Source organism: Micromonospora sp. WMMA1949 (genome assembly GCF_027460145.1).
Taxonomy (GTDB): Bacteria; Actinomycetota; Actinomycetes; order Mycobacteriales; family Micromonosporaceae; genus Micromonospora.
Genome location: NZ_JAPZBG010000001.1, coordinates 5045237 through 5066607, shown reverse-complemented (window position 1 = coordinate 5066607; position 21371 = coordinate 5045237). Strand labels below are relative to the sequence as shown.

The following is a 21371-nucleotide window of genomic DNA, read 5'->3' as shown; positions in this document are numbered from 1 at the left end:
GGAGAGTCGCGTGAAGAAGCTGTACGTCGTTCTCATCAACGACAACGTGATCCGCTCCGGCCTGGCCGATCTGGGCCGGCTGGCGGACGCGGAACTCTGGCTGGTCTCCAGCCCGCACTACGCGCGCCGGCTCACCGACGAGCAGCGCGCCGCGTACGCCCGCGTCGTCGTGCCCGACGACATGGAGACGACCGACCTGGTGGCGTTGCTGGACCGGGAGCTGCCCCGCCCCCGCCCGGAGCAGCTCCGGTTCCTCACCAACGACGAGTCCTGCGAGCTGCTCTGCGCGCGGCTCGCCGAGCACTTCGGCGCGGGCGGCTGGCCGGCCGCGCGCCTGCTGCCGTTCGTGGACAAGATGGCCAGCAAGGCCGCGCTCGCGGGCAGCGGACTGCGGCTGCCACGGCACCTGCGCTTCGACCGGGACGAGCACGCCGCGGACCCGCGCGGCTACTGCGAGCGGATCGCCGCGGAGATCGGCTTCCCGATGGTGGTCAAGCCGGTCGACAGGTACGCCAGCATGGACGTGCGGCGGCTGGACGGCCCGGCGGCGCTGCGCGCCTGGGCGAGCTGGGCGTCCTCCCCCAAGGACCGCAACAGCTACGAGGTGGACGAGTTCGTCTCCGGCACGCTCTACAACTTCGACGCCCTCGTGCAGGACGGCCGGGTGGTGTGGAGCAACGTCTGCGCCAACCTCAACCCCTGCATGGAGTTCGCCGCCGGGCGGTCGCTCGGCGTGTGGACGCTGCCCGCCGACGACCCGGCGGCCGTGCGGGTGTCCGAGTTCGGCCACCGGGCACTCGCCGCGCTGCGGCCACCGGACGGCGGCGTGCACATGGAGGTGTTCGGCACGCCCGACGGCGAGCTGGTCTTCCTGGAGGTCGCGGCCCGGCCGCCCGGCGGCGAGATGCGCGCCGTCTACCTGCGCACCCACGGCGTCGACATCGATCTCGCGCACTACCTGCTGCGGGCCGGCGAGCCGTACGCGGTGCGGCCCCGGCCGACCGGCGAGCTGGGGGCCTGGGTGATCACCCCCCGTCGCGCCGGCCGGGTCATCGCCGTCGACGTGCCCGCGCTGCGCAGCGAGCACACCGTGCGGGTGCACGTGTCGGTCGGCGAGACCGTCGCGCGCGCCAGCGCGCACATCGTCGAGCCGCCGTCGGCCGAGTTCATGGTCTTCGGTGCCGACCGGGCCGCCTTCGGCCACGACATGGACCTGCTGCGTGACCTCACCCTCTACCGCGTGGAGCCCTGATGGACCTGAACCTCGCCGCCGACATCGCCGGCCGCACCCCCTTCTACCTGTACGACTTCGCCGCGGTCCGCCGCCGGGTCGCCGAGCTGCGGGCCGCCCTGCCCGGCGGCGTGCTGCTGCACTACGCGATCAAGGCCAACCCGATGCCGGCCCTGGTGCAGCGCCTCGCGCCGCTCGTCGACGGGCTCGACGTGGCCAGCCACGGTGAGCTGCTCACCGCGCTCGGCACCGCCGTCGACCGGGAGCAGATCAGCTTCGCCGGGCCGGGCAAGCGTGACCCCGAGCTGGCCGCCGCGATCGCCGCCGGTGTGGTCGTCAACGTCGAGTCCGGCGACGAGCTGGCCCGGCTGCGCCGGATCGAGACGGCCGTCGGACGGTCCGCCCGGTTCGCGCTGCGGGTCAACCCGGACTTCCAGCTCTCCGGTTCCGGGATGACGATGGGCGGCGGCGCGACCCAGTTCGGCATCGACGCCGAGGCGGTCGGCGAGGTGCTGCGCGGACCGGGCCGGCGCGGGCTGTGCGGGCTGCACATCTTCGCCGGGTCGCAGAACCTGCGCCTGGACGCGCTGACCACCGGAGTCAGCCAGACGTTCGCGCTGGCCGACCGGCTGGTACGCGAGCACCGGCTGGACCTCGCCCACGTCAACATCGGCGGCGGGCTCGGCATCCCGTACTTCCCCCGCGACGAGGCGCTGGACCTGGCCGCGTACGGCCGGCACCTGGCCGTGGAGGTGGAGCGGTGGCGCCGCCGCCACCCGGACACGGCCGTCGTGCTGGAGCTGGGGCGGTACCTGGTCGGCGAGGCGGGCGTCTTCGTCAGCCGAGTGGTCGAGCGCAAGCACTCCCGCGGCGAGACGTTCCTGGTGGTCGACGGCGGCATGCACCACCATCTCGCCGCCTCCGGCAACTTCGGCCAGGTGGTACGTCGCAACTACCCGGTGTCGGCGGTGACCGCGAAGCCGGCCGACGAGCGGGAGACCGTCACCGTGGTCGGACCGCTGTGCACGCCGCTGGACACGCTCGGCCGGCGGGTGGAGCTGCCCCGGTGCGAGGTCGGCGACCTGGTGGTGGTGCACCAGTCCGGGGCGTACGGGCCGACCGCCAGCCCGGTGCACTTTCTCGGCCATCCGGCGCCGGTCGAGGTGCTGCTCTGAGCGCACACGGCGCCCCACCGTGACGGCCGGCACACCCGCTAGACCGTCCTAGGACATTGGTGTGCCCGGCCGCCGGAGACTACTGCGCGGTGGCTCGGGCCGCGGTGTCGATGAAATCCGCGACGGCGCCCGGCTGCGAGACCGTCACCGCGTGCGACGCGTCGACCTCGACCGTCGTGGACCCGGCCCGCTGGGCCATGAAGCGCTGCAGATCCGGCGGGATCGCCAGGTCCTGTGTGGTCACCAGCGTCCAGGACGGGATGCTCTTCCAGGCAGCCCGCGTCACGCTGTCGGTCAGCGTGTTCGCCGCCGTCGGGCGCTGCGTGGCAGCCATCACCGCCGCCTTCTCCCGGGGGACGTCGGGGGCGAAGAAGTCCGGGTAGGTCTCCTGCTTGACGTACTGGTCCATGTCCGCGCTGCCGTCCTGGGCGGGGATCGGCACAGCATGGACGTTGTCCGCGAGCCGGCTGCCGGGGAACTTCGCGTTCACGTCGGCCACCGATTCGCCGACGTCCGGGCTGAAGCTGGCGACGTACACCAGGGCCCGGACGTTGGCGGCGCCCTCCGCGGCCTCGGTGATGACAGCGCCGCCGTACGAGTGGCCCGCCAGCACCACCGGTCCGGGCAGGCTGTCCACGAGGGAGCGCAGGTAGGCGGCGTCCCGCTGCACGCTGCGCAACGGGTTCGCGAGGGCGACGACCGGGTAGCCCCGGCGCTGGAGATCGGCGATCACGTCGTTCCAGCTCGACCCGTCCACGAATGCCCCGTGAACGAGCACGACAGTCGGCATTCCGGTCTCCGGCATGGCTGCGGCGCCCATCTGACATTCCTTTCGGCAGTCCCGGTGGAGTCTCCAATATCGGGCAAGCGCGGAATCGCTGTCAGCGGATTGCGGAAACGTCGGAGAATGGCTCCGGGGCGTATCGGACGGCCGCGAATCGCGCAACCGATTCCCACGAACACCCGGCTGAGAGAATGCTGGGAGCCGTACCGCCCAGGGCCGTCGGCGGGTCAGTCCCGGACCGAACGTTCTGTTCGTTAGCATGGGCTCATGGCGCGTGAGAGCTCTGGCACCCGGCCCTCGGAGGCACGACTCCGGCTTCTCGACACCGCGACCCGGGTCTTCTACGCCGAGGGCATCCATTCCGTCGGGGTCGACCGGATCATCGCCGAGGCGAAAGTCACCCGCGCCACCTTTTACCGGCACTTCCCCGGCAAGGACGAGCTCATTCTCGCCTATCTGCGCCGGGTGCACGAAATGGACCGCACCGCCGTGGAGGCGGCGATCGCGGGCCATCCAGGACCGGCCGATCGCCTGCTCGCCGTCGCCGAGGGAATCGCCGCGGGCATCCGCTCCCCCGGATTCCGCGGATGCGCATTCCTGAACGCCGCGGCGGAATACCCGGACGACGAGCATCCGGTGCACCGGGAGATCATCGCCCACCGCCAATGGTTCCTGGACACGCTCACCGCCCAGATGGCGCAGGTCCACGAGGCGACGGCGGACGCCGCCGCGCGCCACTTCGTCATGCTCCGCGACGGCGCCATGGCGGCCGGATGCCTCTTCGACCCCGCGCTGGTGTCGGAGACGTTCCTGCGCGGGGTCGAAGGGCTCCTGCGCGTCAACACCGAGCGCGGTCCGGCCGGATCCGGTGCTCAGCCCCTCTCGGGCGACGCGCCCGCCCGCGCCGCACGGCCGAGGCGGACGGCCGAGACGAGGAAGAAGACGGCGCCGGGGACGGCGTAACCGATCGCGCCCGCCAGGGCCGGATCCGGCCCGGAGGCGGCGGCGAGGAACGACACCCCGGCGAGGACCGAGATGCCGCCGCTGAGGATCATCGGCCACTGGCCGCCGCCGGCGGCGCGGCACGGCCACGACCAACTGGACGAGGCCGGCCACGACCGCCCAGGCGCCCCACACCCGCAGCACCGCGGGGACGCCGGACGCCCCGGCGACGGCCAGGCCGGCGGCGGCCAGCAGGCTGACCGCGACGTTCACGTACAGCAGGGCCGGCGATCCGGTGGCCCGCGAGACCCTGATGTCGGCCACGGCGGCGGCCACGTCGAACAGCGGGTAGATCACCAGCAGCGCCACCGTCACGGGGTCGAGGTGCCCGGCGAGCGGGAGCGTCACGGCGGCCCAGACGGCGGCGAAGACGAACCGGACGACGTACAGCCGCCGCAGGCCGGCTGCCGTGGCCGGGATTCGGGGGGCGGTAACGGAGGTCATGACTTCCTCTCGGCGGCCGTCGGGGCCACCCGGGTAGAACGAACGTTCTGTCTCGCACAAGCATGACCCTGCGGCGACCCGCCGTCAAGACCGATCGTTCTCCCCCGGGCGACGGCTCACGCCTCGGCGTCGCGCTCGCCGCCCGGGCGAGGGCCACCACGAAGGCCAGGTCGAAGAACAGTTCCAGGAGCGTGGCCCGGCCCGCACTCGACGGTGGGCGCAGCAGTTCCGCACCCCGTCCGGCCGCCATCGCCCTCCTCCGCCCGCCCCTCGTGGCCCCAACGAGCCGGTCGGCGGCGGAGTTGCGTACCGACCCGGGGCCGGGCGACAGCGGGGCGCACGGCCGGCGCGGCGCCCGCGCGCCGGCCGTGCCCCGTAGCGCTACGTCACGGGCAGGGGCCGCCCGCGCAGACGTCGATCACCTTGCCGGTGAGCAGGAACACCGCCTTCTGCCGCTGGGCGCCGGCCTGGGCGCGCGGGAACTCGTGCGAGTCCTCGCCGTACTCCGGCCCGGCGGGGGCGAGGTTCGTCGGCGGCGGCGCGAACGCGGCACCGCTGTTCCACACCACCATGGCCGAGCCGGCGTACGGGTACCGGCGGATCGGCGCGATGCCCCGGAACGGCCGCACGTCCGGCGACCAGCCGTCGGCGAGCGCCGGGGTGTGCAGGCGGGCGCCGATGGTGCGGGCCTGCACCTCCGCCGCGACCGTCGAGACCTGCTGGTCGGCGAAGGCGACGTGCATCAGCACCCGGTGCGCCGGGGTACGCGGCAGCGGCCGGTCGGTCATGTGCTGGGCGTACCCGTTGGCCTCGGACCGGTCCCACAGCATCTGGAGCAGCGCGAAGATCAGCTGCTGGTCCACCTTGTCGGGGTAGTAGCCGTCCAGGACGGTCTGGAACGGAGCGAAGTCGACGCTGCGCTGCAACAGCGTCGAGTAGTTCATCGCGGGCACGCCGAGCACCGACCGGGTCCAGTCCTGGGCGATGGCGGTCAGCGCGCCGCCGTTGATGCCGCCCTGGCTGTTGCCGTCGTAGTGCAGTCCGCCCTTCACGTCGATCAGCGGCCGCCCGGCGGCGTCGCGGAACGCCGGGTGGGCGGCGAAGCCGCTGCGGTGGATCATCGTCCGGCCCAGGAACAGGAAGTTCAGGAAGCTCTGCTGGAGCCGGTCGGCCACCGCGGGGAAGGCGCTGAGGTCGGTGAAGGCACCGGCGACGTACGGGACGTCGGCGGCCGCCATGCCGATCCAGCTCGTCGCGCAGAAGGTGAAGTCGTACGTCTGCGACATGGTCTTGACGTTGCCCGCGTTGATCTCGGTCGGCCGGCCGAGCAGCCCGTGGCCGTAGAGCGACAGATGGGCCGGTTTCGCGGCGGAGGCGCTGCGCGGGATGTTGCAGACGAAGTCGGCCGCCACCGTCGCGCCGGACGGTGTGGGCAGCGCGTTCGGCGTCGGCGGGGTGCCGTCGCCGCCGGGCGGCCCGTAGTGCAGCCGGGAACCCGGTCCGCCGTCACCGGTCAGGTAGGACGGCACGGCGACGGTGCCGGTCACCTGCCGGGCGATCAGCGGGTCCTGTTCGGGCGCGTAGTCGGTGACCTGAGAGACGGTGAACACGGGGGCGCGGCGCCCGAGCGCGGCGAACGCCCCGTCCCGGACCGCCAGCATCCGCCCGGTCAGGCCGTGCCGGCTCGCGACCGTGAAGTCCCAGGCCAGGTAGAGGCTGTGCCGCTTGACGCCGGCCCGGGTCAGGTCGGCGAGGATCCGCTTCATCTGCGGCGCGCGCGGGTCACGCCGGTCCAGGCCGGCGCCGGTGACGTAGGAGCGGAACGCCTTCGGCGCCGGGATGAGCGCGCCGTCGCCGTCGCGCATGCCGCGCAGGCCGACGACGTACCGGGTGCCCTCGGTCAGCGCCACCGCCGGCCGGATGATCAGCACCTGCCGGTCCGGGCTGCCCGCGGCGTGCGCGTCCAGTTCGGCCCAGTACGGCGTACGTTTGCCGGTGCGGGCGTCGAGCAGCACGATCGGCGCGTCCGGCGCCAGCGAGCGGCCCACGTCGGTGACCGGCGCGATCCGGGTCCGCGTGACGTCGAGGCCGGGCACGCGTGCCAGGATCGGCGAGCCGGGGCTGAATCCGTCCTGCCGGTTCCACTCCGCCGGGTCGATCGGCACGCCGAGCACGTTGGCGGGCATCGCGGAGGCCGCGAACCGGACCCGCTTGCCGGTCGGGGTGCTGCGGTCCGGCACGGTGAAGTAGTCGTTGGGGAACGGCAGCAGGCAGGCCGCCGGATCGATCGGGTCGCAGGACCGCTGACCGGCCGGCGCGGGCGGTGCGGACGGCGCCGCGGCGGCGCCGGAGCCGAGCAGCACTGCCGACGCGGCCACCAACGCGGACACGGCGAGACGGAGCCGTCTGGGGGTGGGCACGGGCGTCTCCTTCGACATCGGACGGTGGTGTTCTTCCTACGCTCGTGAAGGGATCTCGGCAAGGGCCCGGACATCGACGCTGCCGGATCAACGACGAAGAATCCGCTGGTCAGACGCACGGCCCTACGGTGGGTGGCGAAGCACTCACGTCCAGTGGAGGACGTCATGACCACTCCCACTCCCGCCCCACCACCTCAGCTCCAGGTCGCCCTCGGCACCCCCGGGGACCCCGGCTCGGTGCACGCCATCACCGACACCGGCACGGCGCTGCTCGTCGCCCACTACCCCGCGTCCGGCGCCGGCCGGCTGCACGTCCTCGACCCCCGTACCCTCGCCCCGGTCCGGCCGTCCCTGCCGGTCGGCCACGAGCCCCGCGCGGTGGCCTGGCACCCCGGACGCGGGCAGGCGTACGTGATGAACCGGGGGGTGCAGAGCTACAGCGTCTCCCGGTGCGACCTGGCCACCGGAACGGTCACCGACATCCCGATCGGCTTCGGGCTGATCGCGATCGCCGTGGACCCGGTGGCCGACCTGCTGTACGTCGCCGACTGGGCGCACAAACGCCTGCAGGTCATCGAGCTGGCGGACACCACCCAGCGGCGCTTCGTGTCGCTGCCGTCGGCGCCGAACCGCCTCGCGGTGGCCCCGGACGGCACCGTCTACGCGGCGCTGTACGTCAAGGGCCTCGTGCCGGCCGACGACGCGCTCGCCGTGCTGCGCCCGGACGGGACGCTCACCGTGGCGCCGATCGAACCCGCCCACCTCCAGCCGGGCGAGCTGGCCGTCGCGCACGACGGCATGGTCTACCTCGGCTCGCTCGGTGGCGGCACCGTGCACCCGCTGTTCGGCGTGCACGACCCGGACACCGGCCGGCGCCTCGGCGCGGTGGGAAGCGCGGCCGGCGTCCGCGATCTCGCGGCCGTACCGGGACTGTCCCGGGCCTGGCTGGCGACGGACAAGGGCGTCCAGCTCGTCGACACCACCAACCCGTACGCGCCGCGCACGCTCGATCCGATCACCACCGGCCACGGCCCGTACGCGGTGGCGGTCACCGGCGACGGCACGGCGTACGTGGGCGACGTGGCGGACGGCACGGTGTCGCTGATCCGGCCGGACGTCGCGGACCTGCCCCTGGACGCGGTGGCCACGCTGCTCACCGAGGCGGGCTTCGCGCCGGCCACCGGGCTGGGCGCCGCGATCCGGGCGTACCAGACGTTCCACGAACTGCCGGTGACCGGGCGGCCCGACGCCGTCACCGCCGCCCACCTGACCGCGCCCGGCTGCGGCACCCCGGACCGGCCGGGCACCGCCGGTTTCGTCCTTCAGGGCGGGCACTTCCGGCACACGAACCTGACCTACCACCTCGGTGACATGACGATGCCGTACGCCCGGGACGACTTCACCGACGCGCTCAAGCACGAACTGATCCAGGTGTCGCTCGAGGTGTGGCGCGAGGTGCTGGGTGAGAACTGGAACGGGCCGTTCGAGTTCACCCGCGTCTTCGACCCGGCGCAGGCCGACATCGTCTTCTCCGTCGGCGACGATCCGGTCTTCCACGACACCGGCTGGTTCCGGACCGTGTACGCGGTGACCAAGTGGTCGGCCGCCCCGGGCTGGCCCGACGCGGCCGGTCAGCTCCCGGTCATCTTCAACCGGAAGATCAACTGGGATGCGCACGGGTACTTCGACGTCGACCTGCACGGACCCGACTTCCGGCACGTCGCCACGCACGAGATCGGCCACGCGTTCGGGCTCAACCACGGCAAGAGCGGCAACGTGATGCACCGCAACGCGAGCTGGTACCGGGTGCCCAAGTCCGACGACCGCAACGGCCTGTTCGCCATGTACGGGCGGCTGCCGTTCACCGACGGCGTCGGCATCCGGGTGCTGCCCGCTGTGGACCACGTCGCCTACTCCGACTGTGAGCGGCACCTCGTGGTGCACTACCCCGAGGGCGACGGGTGGACGTGGACGCGGCTCACCGCGGACGTGGGCGCGCCCCGGATGGCCCGCGGGATCGCCCCGTCGGCGTTCTTCGCCCACGACGGCGTGCCCTCGTACGTCTACCCGGGCGAGGGCGGCCACGTCCACCAGATCTGGTACGACCAGGGCCAGTGGTGGTGGGGTGACCTGACGCAGGACAGCGGCGGCCCGCCCGCCGTGCGCTACGGCACCCACGCCTACCGCAACGGCGACACCCAGCGGGTGGTGTACGGCGCGACCGACGGCCGGGTGATCCGGCTGTCCCAGGCCCCCGGGCAGGGCTGGGTCTGGCAGGACGTGTCGGTGGAGGGCGCGGCCGTGCCGGACGGCACCCCCTTCGGGTACGTCGACGGCGTCACCGGCCTCGACGTGATCGTCTACCGGGACGCCGAGGAGCACCTGCGGATGCTGTGGGAGGGCCCCGAGGGCTGGGGGCAGATGTCGCTGACCTGGGCCACCCAGGCGGAGAACCCGTTGCCGCTGACCATGTTGCCGCTGTGGGGCGAGCACCGGGCCGGCGAGCGGCACCGGGTGTTCGGCGTCGACCACCGGCAGGACGTCCGGATGTACGCCGTCGGCGACGACGGCGCCTGGCACACCCGGTCGCTGACGGCCGAGCTCGGCCTGCCCGAGTGCGTCTCGTCGGCGGTGCAGCGGCTCCCCGGCCCGGACGGCGCGGCCGACACCTGGCTGGTGGTCGTCGCCGACGTCGACGGCGGGCTGTGGGAGCTGACCGGCGACGGTGACACGTGGCAGGCCGAGCGGGTGCAGATCGACGGCATGCCGCCGGTCGGCCGCAGCCTGCTGTCGGTGTGGCCGGCCGGGGGCCGGCTCCAGATCACCTACACGGCGGCGAACGGCAACATCCAGTTGCTGTCCCGCTCGCTCGGCGACCACGACTGGCAGCGCACCAACCTGACCCGGGTGTCCGACGTGGTATGACGCGGGTCCCGGCGCTCCGCCGGCCCGGCGCGGGTCGTCACCCGATCGCCGAGTCGGCGGGGTGCCGGGGTGCGACGAGCCGGGGCGGCCAGTTCCGGACCCGGGACGGATCGGCCCGGTGCAGGACGGACAGACGCTCCCCCACCGACAGCGCGCGCGACAGACCCCCGCGCACCTCGTACCCGGCGGTGACGAACTTCGACAGGTAGTGGATGCCGACGCTGATCACGACCAGACCGAAGACGTACGCGTCGCGGTCGTGCAGGAAGCCGGCTTGGAGACCGGCCGCGATGACGCAAATGACGGCCGCGTAGAGCAACATGGACCACCACCATTGTTCGAAGCCCCGCGCCACCCCGTCGCCGGCGGGCGGCACTGTCGACAGCCCGCTGGCCTCCCCAGCCCGCAGGATCCGTCGGCTGAGCAGCAGGAGCAGGAGATTCGTGACGGCGACAGCCACCGCCCCGGCCGCGCAGCCCCATGCCCACAGGGTGGGTTTCCAGAACACCGACAGCAGCACGGTCGGCAGCGCGACGACGCACATCGCCCGTACCGCGACCTCCGTGCAGCGGGCCAGGGCGCCGGGAATGTGCCGCGCGGTGAGCCGCGCCAGCACGCTCTGGTAGTACTTCGCCCCGACCAGCGCCTGGCCGAACCCGATGATCACGGCCGCTCTCAGGTCGGCCGGAGGCAGCGGCTTGGCCGAGAAGGTCAACACGTCGTCGACCTTCCACAAAGCCGTCTTGGCGCAGATGAACCACCAGCAGGCGGTCGCGACGAGCGCGAACCCCATCAGGTACGTGTCGTGCGTGACCTTCGCCGCCCGGGCCACCCGGAACTGCCGGTACTGCGTCCGGACCTCCCGGGAGGCGGGCGCGAGCCGGGCGACCCAGCGTCGCAGCGCCGACCGGCTGGTCTCGGACTCCTGCGCCGCCAGGTCGAAGGTGAGAACCATCAGCCGGTGCAGGTCGTCGAACCGGAACGGCCGGTCCGGCAGGAGCAGCAACCGGTCCTTCGGCTGCTCCTCGATGAAGTCGTCGAGCATCCGGGCGATGGTGGGGCTGATCGCGTAGACGCGGTCCGGCACCCGCCCGTCGCGCGCAGCGCTGCCGACCATCACCTGGATGAGGATGATTCCCAACGAGTAGACGTCGGCCACCTCGGACTGGCCGCGGTTCTTCACCTCGGGCGCGATGTAGACGGCGTCGTCGTGCTCGGCGATGCCGACCTGGCGGCTGTACAGGTGGTTGACACCGAGATCGATGAAGTGGACCCGGCCGTCGGACAGGATGATGTTCCCGGGCGACAGATCCAGGTGCTGTCGTTCCCGATGGTTCACGTCGACCGGCTCCGACCGCGCCAGCTTGTGCAGCGCCTCGGCGAGCAGAAGCCCGACCTGGCGGGCCTTGGCGACCCGGGCGCCCGGCGACGGCCCGGAACTCTCGAAGGCGATGAGGTGGTCGCCCAGTGTCTCGCCCTCCTGGTAGGGCATCAGCACCCACTGGTCGGTCGACGCGAGCGGGTGCACGACTACGCTCGGTGTGTTGCCGGCGCCGTACCGGACCGCGTACTCGTCGGTGGCCTGCGCCACCGACGTCAGCTTGCTCCACGGAAAGAGCACGCACTTGAGTACCAACTCGGGATGCAGACCGGACTCGTCAACCGGTTCGAGCGTGGTGGCCCTGAGGATGAACGAGGTGGTCCCCGCGCGGTGGTACACGAGCGAGTCGAAGTCGATCTCGCGCCACCGGCGCAGATCGATCTCGGAGATCGGCCGCCTCGCGCCCGGACGCCCGCCCGGCCGGTAGAGGGCCCGGATCGCCGCCGACACCGGCGTGGTCCGGAACAGTTCGCGGCAGTATTCGTCCGAGGCGTCCTGCTTGGCGCGCTCCGGCGGCTCGAAGCGCCGGTCGAGGAGGGTGACGTTGAGGCAGAGGAAGGCCAGCAGCGCCGCCACCGGCGGGTCGTGGGGATCCGCGGCCTGGCTCAACCGTGCGAGCGCCGCCTGACAGCCGCCCAGGAAGGTGCCCACCCCGTGGATGGACTCGTGGTCCGCGGCCGTGTCCATCAGGTCGGCGAGAATCTGGTGAGTCGCGGCCAACCGCGCCTCGGGCGGCGACCCCAGCAGCCGGCCGGTCTCGTCGGCGCTGTTGCGGTCCCGGATCTCGCCGAGCAGGAGCTGCCGTACCGCCTCTACCGGCTCGCCGTCAGGTGCGGCGCCCCGTACGTCGTCCGCCACACCGTCAACCATAGGCGAGCATCAACATCTTGTGGGGTGCGCTCCGCCCAGTGAGCGAGGACGGTCGTCGTCCCGCCCGTCCCGCGGCACGCCGAGGGCGGCCGACAGGTCCTGGGCGGCCTGCTCGACGCCGCCGGGCCGCACCAGCGCGAACACGAACCGGTCCGGCCGCAGCACCACCAGGTCGGCGCCGTGCCGCCGCAGCCAGGCGCAGAGCACCCCGTCGGCGTCGACGACGTCGATCCGGTCGTACCCACCGTCCCCGGACACGTCCGGCAGGTCGGCCAGCGGCGTACCGGACGGATGGACCGCGACGAACCGCACCGGCAGCCCCGGCCGCCACACTTCGAGCGGGTTGTCCACGCCGGCGCGGCCGAGCACGACGAAGCCGTCGCCGAGCGCCTCGTCGAGCAGGCGATCGCCGGGGGCGCCCGGGACGAGGACGCGCGGCTGGGGGAACATCGTCCCGACCACGCCGGCGCGCCGCCCGCCGGCCATCAGGCCCCGCCGGTACGCCGGGACCGGCTTGAACTCGAACCGCTCCACGAACCGCCGTACCCGGGGGATCGTCTGGACCGCCCGCAGCGCGGCGTCGCGCAGCCCGGCGGCGACCCGGTTGCGGGCCAGGAAGACGTGCCCCAGCCGGACGCTCGTCCGCGCCATCTCCACAGTGTGCGGGCGCCGCTCCGTCTCGTACGTGTCGAGCATCTCGGTGCCGGCGGCGCCGGACAGCACCAGCGACAGCTTCCACGACAGGTTCGCCGCGTCGCGCAGGCCGCTGCACAGGCCCTGGCCCATGAACGGGGGCATCTGGTGGGCCGCGTCGCCGAGCAGGAACACCCGCCCCTCCCGCCACCGCTGCGCGACGAGGTGGTGGAAGGTGTAGACCACCGCCCGGGTGACGGTGAACCGGTCCGGGTCGACGTACGGCGAGACGAGCGCGGCGATGGTCTCCGGCCGCTGCATCTCGGCCTCGGTCTCGCCCGGGCGCAGCATGAACTCCATCCGGTAGCTGCCGGCCGCGCCCGGAGAGACGAACGCCGGGCGCTGCCAGTCGCAGACGAACGTGGTGTCGGGCACCCGTACCGCGTCGGGCGGCACGTCGCCGGAGACGGCCAGCCACGGTTCGGCGTAGCTCGCCCCGGACAGCGGGATCCGGATGGCGGCGCGGGTGGCGCTGCGGGCGCCGTCGCAGCCGAGCACGTACCGGGCGCGGACGGCCCGCCGCTGCCCGGTGGCCACGTCGGACAGCAGCACCGTCACGCCGTCGTCGTCCTGGGTCAGGCCGACCAGCTCGGTGCCGAGTGCGAGCTGGACGTGCGGGAAGCGGTCCAGCCCGGTGCGCAGCGTGTGTTCCAGTCGCGGCTGGTCGAAGAAGCGCAGCGGCGCGTGCCCGTAACCGAAGTCGGTCTCGGACAGCTTCATGCGGGCGAAGACCCGGCCGGCGCGGTTGACGTACTCGACCAGTGGCGGCGCGATCGTCGCGTCGCGTATCTCGTCGAGCAGGCCGGCCTCCTGGTAGATGCGCAGCGCCTCGTCGTCGCAGGAGAAGGCCCGCGGCTGGCCGTGCGGTGTCGCGCTGCGCTCCACGACCAGCGTGGTGACGCCGCGGGCGCCGAGCAGGTTGGCGGTGAGCGCGCCCACCGGCCCGCAGCCGATGACGGCGACCTCGACCTCCTGGACCGCCTGAGAATCCGGCGGCTGAACTGATTCCATTGTGGTGCCCCTTCGGAACGTGGTCCCGGACGGCTCCGGCCGTCCCACACCGACCAGGGCACCGCAGCGGCGTGGAAGGGGTGTGGAGAAGGCGTGGAGGTGGGCCTCCACACCGGTCAGAAGACCGCGAAGCGGGGCAGCAGCAGCCTGGCGCCCTGCTCGGCGGCGATCCGGGCGCCGAGATCCCACTCCGCGCGGTCACCGCGCGCGACACCGCGGATCCGGTGCAGCTCCGCGACGACGACGCGCTCGCCGGTCCGGTCCGCCACGGCCAGCCCTTCCTCGGCCAGCGCGGCAGCGGTCTCCGGGCGGCCGGCGGTCAGGTACGCCTCGGCCATCGCGGCGCACGTGATGGTCCGGGTGGACCGCAGTCCGGGACGGTAGAAATCGTCAGCGGCGGCGCGCATCGCGTCGAGCCGGCCGTGGTCGCCGCCGCGCGCCGCGGCCCAGTGGAGGAAGTACGCGCCGGTCGCCGTCATGTGCGGCAGCCCGGTGGCCCGGCCGATGTCCCGGCACCACCGTCCCGCCGCGTCGGCCGCGGCGACGTCGTGCTCCTGCATCGCCAGCCAGGCGGCGTAGAGCGCCGCGTTGGCCCGGCCGTACGGGTCGTCGAGCTCCTCGGCGAGGGCCTCGGCCGCCGCGATGTCCGACCGGGCGCCGGCCGGGTCGCCGCGCATCGAGCGCACGAGCGCCCGGAAGTTGTGGCAGGCCAGCACCGGACGCCGGCCGACCTCGCGGCGCAGCAGCGCCCGGTCGACGGTACGCAGCCGGTCGATCCCGGCGGTGAGCCGCCGTTCGCCCTCGCCCTGGCGGCCGGTGAAGTAGCCGACCGCACCCAGCAGGTACTCACCGGCCACGGCGATCAGTCCGCTGCCGTCGTCGGGTGCGCGGACGAGCCGTCCGGCGAGGTCGGCGCAGATCGCGAACTCGGCCCGGTTGGCGGCCAGCTCACCGAGCGCCCAGAGCGCGTGGCGGATGTCCGCGTCCGGCCCGACGAGCGTCAGCAGCTCCCGGGCCCGGGCGCAGACCCGGTCGACGGCGTCGCTGCCGACGCCCACTGTCATCTGGAGCAGGGCCGCCCGGTGCAACTGGACGGTCAGCTCGGTGCGCGCCGCGCCGGGCGTGGCGCGGGCGGCCGGGGCCAGCCGGCGCGCAGCGCGTTCGAGGTGGCCCAGCGCGTCCTCGTAGGCGACCCGACGGGTGGCGTCGTCGGCGGCCCGCAGCGACCACCGCAGGTGGTCCTCGCCGTGGCCGAGCCCGACCGCCTCGCCGTAGTGGTGCGCCAGCTCCGCCGGTGCGGTGCCGGCCGTCCGCTCGTACGCGGCGGCCAGACGGGCGTGCAGCGCGGCCCGGCGCGGCGGGACCAGCTCGGCGTAGGTGACCTCGGCGATCAGCGGATGGCGGAACGCGAGCGCGCCCGGCCCGGTCTCGACCACCAGCGCCGCCGGGTACGCCGGGGCGAGGTCCTCGGCGACCGCCTCGGCGGTGCGGTGCAGCGCCGCCGCCAGCACCGCCAGGTCCAGCTCGTGCCCGGCCACGCTGAGCAGGTCGAGGCAGCGCCGGGTGGGACCGGGCAGCCCGTCGAGCCGCAGCCGTACCGTGTCGCGGATGCTCGGTGGCAGCTCCCCGGCGGAGCCCGCGTCGGTCCGCGAGCGCAGCAGCTCGGTGAGGAAGAACGGATTCCCGCCGGTACGGGTCACGAGCCGGGTCACCACCGGCTCCGGCGGCGCCACGCCGGTCCGGTCCCGGACCAGGTCGGCGACCGCCGCGGCGTCCAGCCCGGCGAGCCGGACCTGACCGAAGCCCGGCCCGCGGGCCAGCTCGGCCACCGTCGCCACCAGGGCCGGATCCTGGTCGTACGGCCGCAGCGTGGCGACCACCAGCGCCCGGGACGCCGGCAGGGCGGTGGCGAGGAAGCGCAACAACAGCAACGAGTCCGGGTCGGCCGCGTGCAGGTCGTCCAGGACGATCAGCAGTCCGTGCTGCCGGGCCGCCCCGTGCACCAGGTCCGCCACCGCCTCGTACACCTGGAACCGCGCCGTGGGGTCCGGACCGCGACCGTCCGTCGGTCCGCCCGGCGTGCCCGCGGCGAACCCGTCCAGCCGGCCCGCCGAGCCGGTGGCGCGGGTCTGCGGCATCGCCACCAGCGCGCGCACCACCCGGCTCCACAGCCAGAACGGCGGCGCCTGCCCGACGTCCGGACAGCGACCCCAGACCACCGGGACGCCCGTCGCGGCGGCCCGCTCGCCGAGCGCCGCGGCGAGGCTGGTCTTGCCGATGCCGGCCTCCCCCACCAGCGTCAGCACCCGCCCGCCGTGCCCGGTGGCCGCGTCCAGTGCCGCCCGCAGCCGCTCCAACTCGGCGTCCCGCCCCACGAGCGGTCCGCCGTCCCGCTGCGGCGGTGTCCCGGCCGCCGCCGGGCCGCCCGCGTCCGCGGGGCTGCCGCGATCCGGCGGTACGGCCTGGTCCAGGATCAGCCGGTGCACCGCCCGGATCTGCTCACCGGGGTCGATCCCGTACTCGCCGGACAGGATCCGGCGCCCCTCGTCGAAGACGGCGAGCGCCTCGGTCTGCCGCCCCGAGCGGTACAGCGCCAGCATCAGCTGCGCCCGGGCGCCCTCGCGCAGCGGGTTCGCCGACACGAAACGGCGCAGCTCCGGCAGCAGCGTGGCATGCCGTCCGGCCGCGACGGCGGCGGTCAACCGTCCCTCCTCGGCGCTCAACCGCAGCTCCGCCAGCCGGGTCGCCTCCGGACGCACCGCGGCCAGGTCGGCCACGCCCGCCAGCGGTTCACCGCGCCACAACGCCAGCGCCTCGGTGTAGCACTGTTCGGCGGCTGCCGGCGCTCCGGCCGCGAGCGCGTCAGCCGCCCGGTCCACCAGGGCACCGAACCGGATCGCATCCACGGCGTCGGCGGCGACCCGCAGTTCGTACCCTCGCGGGTGGCTACGCAGGACGCGGGCCGGCTCGCCGTGCGGCCGTTCCGCTTCCACCACCCGGCGCAGCCCCGCGACGTACGTCCGCAGCGTCGTCCGGGCGCTGGCCGGCGGTCGCGAGTCCCAGAGCGCGTCGACCAGCCAGTCGGCGGCGACGAACCGGTTCGGCCGCAGCAGGAACAGGGCCAGCAGTGCCTGCTGCTTCGGCCCGCCGAGGGGCACCACCCGGCCGTTCCGGACGACCTCCGGCGGGCCCAGCACCCGGAACTGCACCGTCACCTCGGCAACGACCCGTCGTGTCCCGGGCCGGGTCAGGCCGCCGCCATCTCACGCAACTTCAGCACCGAGCGCCAGTTGCGGGTCGTCCCGACCACACCCGTCTTCTTCTCCACGAAGGCGTTGCCGAGCTTGCTGCGCCCGTACCCGTCCGGAACGTGCACGAACACGTCCCGGCCGACAAGCGTCAGCGTCCCGGTCTCGCCGGGCGGGGACGCGAGCGCCGCCTGCTTGTCCGCCCCCGGGTCGCTGCTGAGCATCGTGACGAGCAACTTCGTCAGATCGGTCTGCACGTCGAGGTACGGATTCGCGGCGATCATCGCGTCGAGTTCGGCCAGGCTGCGCAGCACCACAGGTACGTCCCGGCCCCACCGCCGCGTGACGGCCCGGCCGATCTGGGCCAGGATCGCGGCCTCGTCGGTCTCCGGGCAGCCGAACACCACGTTGCCGCTCTGGATGTAGGTCGCCACCCGGTCGAAGCCGCAGGAGACGAAGACCTCCTTCAGCTCCGCCATCACCATGGAACTGGCGCCACCGATGTTCACGCCCCGCAGCAGAGCGACGTACCTGGCCATGACTCGGGATGGTAACCGCCCGTGGCGTCCCCGTGGTACGTCCGTGACCTCGACGCACCGGCCGGCCGCCGCCTGCGTACGCTGTCCGGGCCGGTCGCGGCGTGAGCCGGCCGGTCCCCGCACTGACATCGAGGTGGGAGATGCCGCAGCTCAACCCGGTCGTGACGCAGCGCGTCGAGGCCGCCGTCGTCGCCGTCCTCGCCGTCGTCGTGACCGTCGCGGCCGGATACCCGTGGTGGTCGCTGCTCGCCCTGTTCCTCGTGTTCGACCTGTCCATGCTCGGCTACCTGCGCGGGCCGCGCGTCGGCGCCGCCTGCTACAACCTGGCGCACTCGTACGCGCTACCGGCGGCGCTCGGCGCGGTGGCCGTGGCGGCGGCCGCGTCCGGCGAACGGATCGACTGGCTCGGCGTCCTGGCCGTCGCGTGGGCGTTCCACATCGCCGTCGACCGCGCGCTGGGCTACGGGCTCAAGACGGGCGAGGGGTTCGAGCACACCCACCTCGGCCTGATCGGGAAGGCCCGCCGCGCCCGGACCGCTACTGACGCACGCTGACGTCCGGTCACGGGCGCGCCGGGTCGCAGTTCGCGCTCGTCAGCCGCACCGAGTACTCGCGGTCGTCGGACGTGATCCCGGACGGCACGCCGTCGAAGTGGGCCTCCACCTTCTCCCAGCCGCGGCGCTGCTCGTAGTGCAGGTGCGGTGCGCCGGAGTTCCCGGTGCTGCCGACCCGCCCGATCCGCTCGCCCCGGGCCACCCGCTGACCGGCCTTCACCGACGGCGGTTCGAGCAGGTGCAGGTACTGCGTCTCCCACTTGCCACCGTGGTCGATCTTGACCCAGTAGCCGCCGCCACGACCGCGCGGCCCGTCGGGATCGTCCGGGGTACGACCGCCCAGCGAGCCGTTGATCCCCGCGACGGTGACGGTGCCGGCGGCGGAGGCGAGCACCGGGCGTCCCCACGCGTCCCCGGAGGTCGGGAACAGGTCGACGTCGTAGTCGTCGTGCCCCGGATAGGTGGACAGCCGCCACGTCTCGCCGCAGGCCACCGGGAGCTGGAAGTCCGGTCGTGGGCCCGGTGGCCGTACCAGCGGTACCACGACCGCCGCGCCGGCGACGAGCACCGCGAGGGCGCCGACGATCAGCAGGACGCGTGGGAGGCGGCGACGCGGGCCGTGGGGACGCTCGGTGGTCATCGGTTCGAGCATGACAGGCGGGCTGGGGACAGGATGACCGGTCTATCCGCTCAGCCATCGCGCGACGAGCCGGTGGTCCGCGTCGGTGAGGCCGCGGCGCGCCTCGACGCGGTGCAGGAGCGCCGGCGCGTCGTGGTTCCCCGCCACCCACCTCCGGTCGGCGTCGGTGATCTCGTCGTCCAGCCAGACGAACCGGCGTCCCGCGGCCCATTCGACGAGCCGCCGCGTCTTCCAGTGCAGTCGGCCACCGTCGTCCTCGTCGTCGTCCGGCCAGTCGACGACGGGCAGCGGAGGCAGGCCGAGCCGCGGCGCGAGCACCTCGTTGGCGTCGTGTATCCAGGTGGTGGCCCACACGAGATCGCACGGCAACGCGGCGAGCCGGGGGCCGTGGCCGGCTTCCAGACCGGCCAGCAGCGGGTTGGCGCCGGCCTCCGACGGCCCGGCGGAGCCGCCGAAGGGCAGGAGCGTCCCGTCGACGTCCAGGAACAGCAGCGGACGATCGAATCCCGCGGGTCCGGTCGCCATCCGGGCCTCAGCTCAGCTCGACGACCGGCCGGGTCAGGATCTCGTCGGCGTAGCCGTCGTCGGAGGCGAACCACCGGCCGAAGTCCTCGTCGCGGTACGCGGTCGCCAGGGTGAGCCAGCCCAGGAAGAAGCCGCTCCCGCCGCAGGTGGCACCGCCGCCGTCGCCACCGCACACCACGGTGCGCTCGGTCGTCGCCTCGTGCCGGTAGGGATCCTGCCCGATCGCCAGTCCCCAGAGGTTCTCCCGCCGGTGCGGGCCGGTTCTGTGGTCGTACGGATAGCCGTCGCCGGGGCAGTCGTCACCCCAGCGGAACAACGTCGTCGCACCGGCACCACACGCCCACTCCCACTCGTCCGGAGTGGTCGTCCGCACGCCGAGGCTGGCGAGGCCGGCCATCGCCTCGTCGTACGAGACCTCGCGGATCGCCCGGGCGCGCACCACCTGCCCGGTCGCCCGGTCGAACTCCACGGAGAGCCCGTCACCCGACCGGAAGGTGCGCACCCCGCCGAACCGGTTCCCGGCCGACGCGACCAACTCCCGCACCCGAGGGTCGTCCGGCGCCAGCGGAACCTCGCACGGGTCGAAGGCGTCCACCGCGACCAGCATCGCCGGCATGTCGACGTCGCGTACCGGCGACGTCATCGCGTCGACGAACTCGGGCAGCGGCGGAAGCCCGATCTCGGCGGCGCTGTCGGCGTAGTCGGCGGCCTGGTGCGCGGCGGGCCGGAACCGGCCCGCGTCGTAGCCGAGCGCCGGCCGGCCGCCGGGTACGAGGGCGAACCGCATGCCGCCGCGGTCGAACAGCGCCGTCCGGTGCGACCGCCCCGCGTACGCGGTGTCCCGCAGGCCGACCACCGTCAGCTCGTGCCGCGCGGCGATGTCCCGGGTCAACCGGCCGGCGGCACCCTCGGAGAGGTCGTTCCACTGCGCGAAGCTGAGGTCGGCGTACGGCACCGCGAAAGGATAGCCACGGGCCCCGACATCGTCCGGATCGCCGGGCGGCCCGCCTCCACCTCGGGAGACGGGCCGACGCGTGCGCGAGGGCGCCCCGATCGCGGTCAGGCCTGGTCGACGTCCGTGGTGAGCGCCAACTCGCGGCCGGCTTCGATGTCGCTGAGCAGCGCCGCCACGCGGGCCTTCGCGAGGTCGTAGGAGTCGGAACCGAGCACCTGGTGCAGCGGGGCGTCGCCGCGGACGGCCACCTCGATGATGGCGGCCGCCGCCTTGACCGGGTCGCCGAGCTGGGTGCCGGGCATGGCCAGGTGCGCCTCGGTCATCTCGCGGATCGCCTGGTAGCCGTCGATGGTGCCGGCCGGCAGGCCGAGGGAGGACGGCCGCAGGAAGTCGGTACGCGTGTACCCGGGCTCCACGACGGTGACCTTGATGCCGAGGTGCGCGACCTCGGCCGCCAGGGAGTCCGACAGGCCCTCCAGGGCGTACTTCGCCGCGCAGTAGAGGCCCCAGCCGGGGAAGGCGGTCAGGCCCAGGATCGAGGAGACGTTGATGACGTGGCCGCTGCGGGCCGCGCGCATGCCGGGCAGGGCCGCGCGAAGCACGTTCCAGACGCCGAAGATCTGCACCTCGAACATCGCCCGGACCTCGGCGTCGGCGGCTTCCTCGACCGCGCCGAGGAAGCCGTACCCGGCGTTGTTGACCACGACGTCGAGCCCGCCGAAGCGGCCGGTGGCGGCGCGGACGGCCGCTGCCACCGCCGCCTCGTCGGTCAGGTCGAGTTCGAGGGGAAGCAGCCGCTCGCGGTCGACGGCTCCGAGGGCCGCACCGAGGCGCTCGGCCGAGCGGGTCGTCGCCGCGACGTTGTCGCCCCGCTCCAGCAGCTGCCGGACCAGTTCCAGACCGATACCGCGGGACGTGCCGGTGACGAACCAGGTGGCCGGACCGGCGGTCGGGAAGGACATGAGAGCTCCTAC

15 protein-coding genes are annotated in these 21371 nt (G+C 73.7%); 5 read left to right on the top strand and 10 right to left on the bottom strand.

The window, feature by feature from the left end; genetic code table 11:
- Window positions 1-10 precede the first annotated feature (10 nt).
- Together O7607_RS23770 and O7607_RS23765 are read left to right on the top strand one after the other, a co-directional pair.
- Window positions 11-1252 (top strand): ATP-grasp domain-containing protein, encoded by a 1242-nt coding sequence (locus O7607_RS23770; RefSeq protein ID WP_269705405.1) that lies wholly within the window; start codon window positions 11-13, stop codon window positions 1250-1252.
- Window positions 1252-2406, top strand: coding sequence for a pyridoxal-dependent decarboxylase, exosortase A system-associated (locus tag O7607_RS23765; protein ID WP_269705404.1), 1155 nt, complete (start codon window positions 1252-1254; stop codon window positions 2404-2406). The genes O7607_RS23770 and O7607_RS23765 overlap by 1 nt, the downstream gene beginning before the upstream one ends.
- A gap of 79 nt (window positions 2407-2485) precedes the next feature.
- On the opposite strand, the gene O7607_RS23760 is transcribed toward O7607_RS23765, so the two are convergent.
- The gene (locus O7607_RS23760) at window positions 2486-3226 is read right to left on the bottom strand and encodes an alpha/beta fold hydrolase (protein WP_269705403.1); all 741 of its coding nucleotides are present in this window, start codon (window positions 3224-3226) and stop codon (window positions 2486-2488) included.
- A gap of 231 nt (window positions 3227-3457) precedes the next feature.
- Between O7607_RS23760 and O7607_RS23755 the strand changes: the two genes are divergently transcribed.
- Window positions 3458-4153, top strand: coding sequence for a TetR/AcrR family transcriptional regulator (locus tag O7607_RS23755; protein WP_269705402.1), 696 nt, complete (start codon window positions 3458-3460; stop codon window positions 4151-4153).
- A gap of 869 nt (window positions 4154-5022) precedes the next feature.
- Here the strand turns inward: O7607_RS23755 and O7607_RS23750 are convergent.
- Complete coding sequence (locus O7607_RS23750; protein WP_269705401.1) at window positions 5023-7056, bottom strand: hypothetical protein; 2034 nt, start codon at window positions 7054-7056, stop codon at window positions 5023-5025.
- A gap of 165 nt (window positions 7057-7221) precedes the next feature.
- On the opposite strand from O7607_RS23750, the gene O7607_RS23745 reads away from it, so the two are divergent.
- Complete coding sequence (locus O7607_RS23745; RefSeq protein ID WP_269705400.1) at window positions 7222-9981, top strand: matrixin family metalloprotease; 2760 nt, start codon at window positions 7222-7224, stop codon at window positions 9979-9981.
- Window positions 9982-10018: 37 nt separating this feature from the next.
- Here O7607_RS23745 and O7607_RS23740 read toward each other — a convergent pair whose 3' ends face one another.
- The 4 genes from O7607_RS23740 to O7607_RS23725 all read right to left on the bottom strand — a co-directional run bounded on the left by O7607_RS23740 (window position 10019) and on the right by O7607_RS23725 (window position 17723).
- The gene (locus O7607_RS23740; RefSeq protein WP_269705399.1) at window positions 10019-12220 is read right to left on the bottom strand and encodes a protein kinase domain-containing protein; all 2202 of its coding nucleotides are present in this window, start codon (window positions 12218-12220) and stop codon (window positions 10019-10021) included.
- Window positions 12221-12241: 21 nt separating this feature from the next.
- Window positions 12242-13936 (bottom strand): bifunctional 3-(3-hydroxy-phenyl)propionate/3-hydroxycinnamic acid hydroxylase MhpA, encoded by a 1695-nt coding sequence (mhpA, locus tag O7607_RS23735; protein ID WP_269705398.1) that lies wholly within the window; start codon window positions 13934-13936, stop codon window positions 12242-12244.
- A gap of 116 nt (window positions 13937-14052) precedes the next feature.
- Window positions 14053-17151, bottom strand: coding sequence for a BTAD domain-containing putative transcriptional regulator (locus tag O7607_RS23730; protein ID WP_269705397.1), 3099 nt, complete (start codon window positions 17149-17151; stop codon window positions 14053-14055).
- A gap of 32 nt (window positions 17152-17183) precedes the next feature.
- Entirely contained in the window at window positions 17184-17723 is a 540-nt protein-coding gene (locus tag O7607_RS23725) for a DUF1697 domain-containing protein (protein WP_269705396.1), read from the bottom strand.
- 140 nt (window positions 17724-17863) lie between these two features.
- Between O7607_RS23725 and O7607_RS23720 the strand changes: the two genes are divergently transcribed.
- Window positions 17864-18277 carry a DUF4260 domain-containing protein gene (locus O7607_RS23720; protein ID WP_269705395.1) on the top strand — a complete coding sequence of 138 codons (414 nt, stop codon included), beginning with the start codon at window positions 17864-17866 and terminating at the stop codon, window positions 18275-18277.
- A gap of 7 nt (window positions 18278-18284) precedes the next feature.
- Here the strand turns inward: O7607_RS23720 and O7607_RS23715 are convergent, their stop codons facing one another.
- From O7607_RS23715 to O7607_RS23700, 4 genes are all read right to left on the bottom strand, one after another.
- Complete coding sequence (locus tag O7607_RS23715; RefSeq protein ID WP_269705394.1) at window positions 18285-18917, bottom strand: M23 family metallopeptidase; 633 nt, start codon at window positions 18915-18917, stop codon at window positions 18285-18287.
- A 42-nt stretch (window positions 18918-18959) separates the two neighbouring features.
- Window positions 18960-19442 (bottom strand): HAD domain-containing protein, encoded by a 483-nt coding sequence (locus tag O7607_RS23710; protein ID WP_269705393.1) that lies wholly within the window; start codon window positions 19440-19442, stop codon window positions 18960-18962.
- Between the two features lie 7 nt (window positions 19443-19449).
- The gene (locus O7607_RS23705; protein WP_269705392.1) at window positions 19450-20397 is read right to left on the bottom strand and encodes a hypothetical protein; all 948 of its coding nucleotides are present in this window, start codon (window positions 20395-20397) and stop codon (window positions 19450-19452) included.
- A 104-nt stretch (window positions 20398-20501) separates the two neighbouring features.
- Window positions 20502-21359 (bottom strand): SDR family NAD(P)-dependent oxidoreductase, encoded by an 858-nt coding sequence (locus O7607_RS23700; RefSeq protein WP_269705391.1) that lies wholly within the window; start codon window positions 21357-21359, stop codon window positions 20502-20504.
- Window positions 21360-21371 lie beyond the last annotated feature (12 nt).

Coding starts and splice junctions, on each gene's coding strand:
- O7607_RS23765 (WP_269705404.1), top strand. CDS start 1,252: ATGGACCTGAACCTCGCCGCCGACATCGCCGGCCGCACCCCCTTCTAC.
- O7607_RS23760 (WP_269705403.1), bottom strand. CDS start 3,226: ATGGGCGCCGCAGCCATGCCGGAGACCGGAATGCCGACTGTCGTGCTC.
- O7607_RS23755 (WP_269705402.1), top strand. CDS start 3,458: ATGGCGCGTGAGAGCTCTGGCACCCGGCCCTCGGAGGCACGACTCCGG.
- O7607_RS23745 (WP_269705400.1), top strand. CDS start 7,222: ATGACCACTCCCACTCCCGCCCCACCACCTCAGCTCCAGGTCGCCCTC.
- mhpA (WP_269705398.1), bottom strand. CDS start 13,936: ATGGAATCAGTTCAGCCGCCGGATTCTCAGGCGGTCCAGGAGGTCGAG.
- O7607_RS23725 (WP_269705396.1), bottom strand. CDS start 17,723: ATGGCCAGGTACGTCGCTCTGCTGCGGGGCGTGAACATCGGTGGCGCC.
- O7607_RS23720 (WP_269705395.1), top strand. CDS start 17,864: ATGCCGCAGCTCAACCCGGTCGTGACGCAGCGCGTCGAGGCCGCCGTC.
- O7607_RS23715 (WP_269705394.1), bottom strand. CDS start 18,917: ATGACCACCGAGCGTCCCCACGGCCCGCGTCGCCGCCTCCCACGCGTC.
- O7607_RS23710 (WP_269705393.1), bottom strand. CDS start 19,442: ATGGCGACCGGACCCGCGGGATTCGATCGTCCGCTGCTGTTCCTGGAC.
- O7607_RS23700 (WP_269705391.1), bottom strand. CDS start 21,359: ATGTCCTTCCCGACCGCCGGTCCGGCCACCTGGTTCGTCACCGGCACG.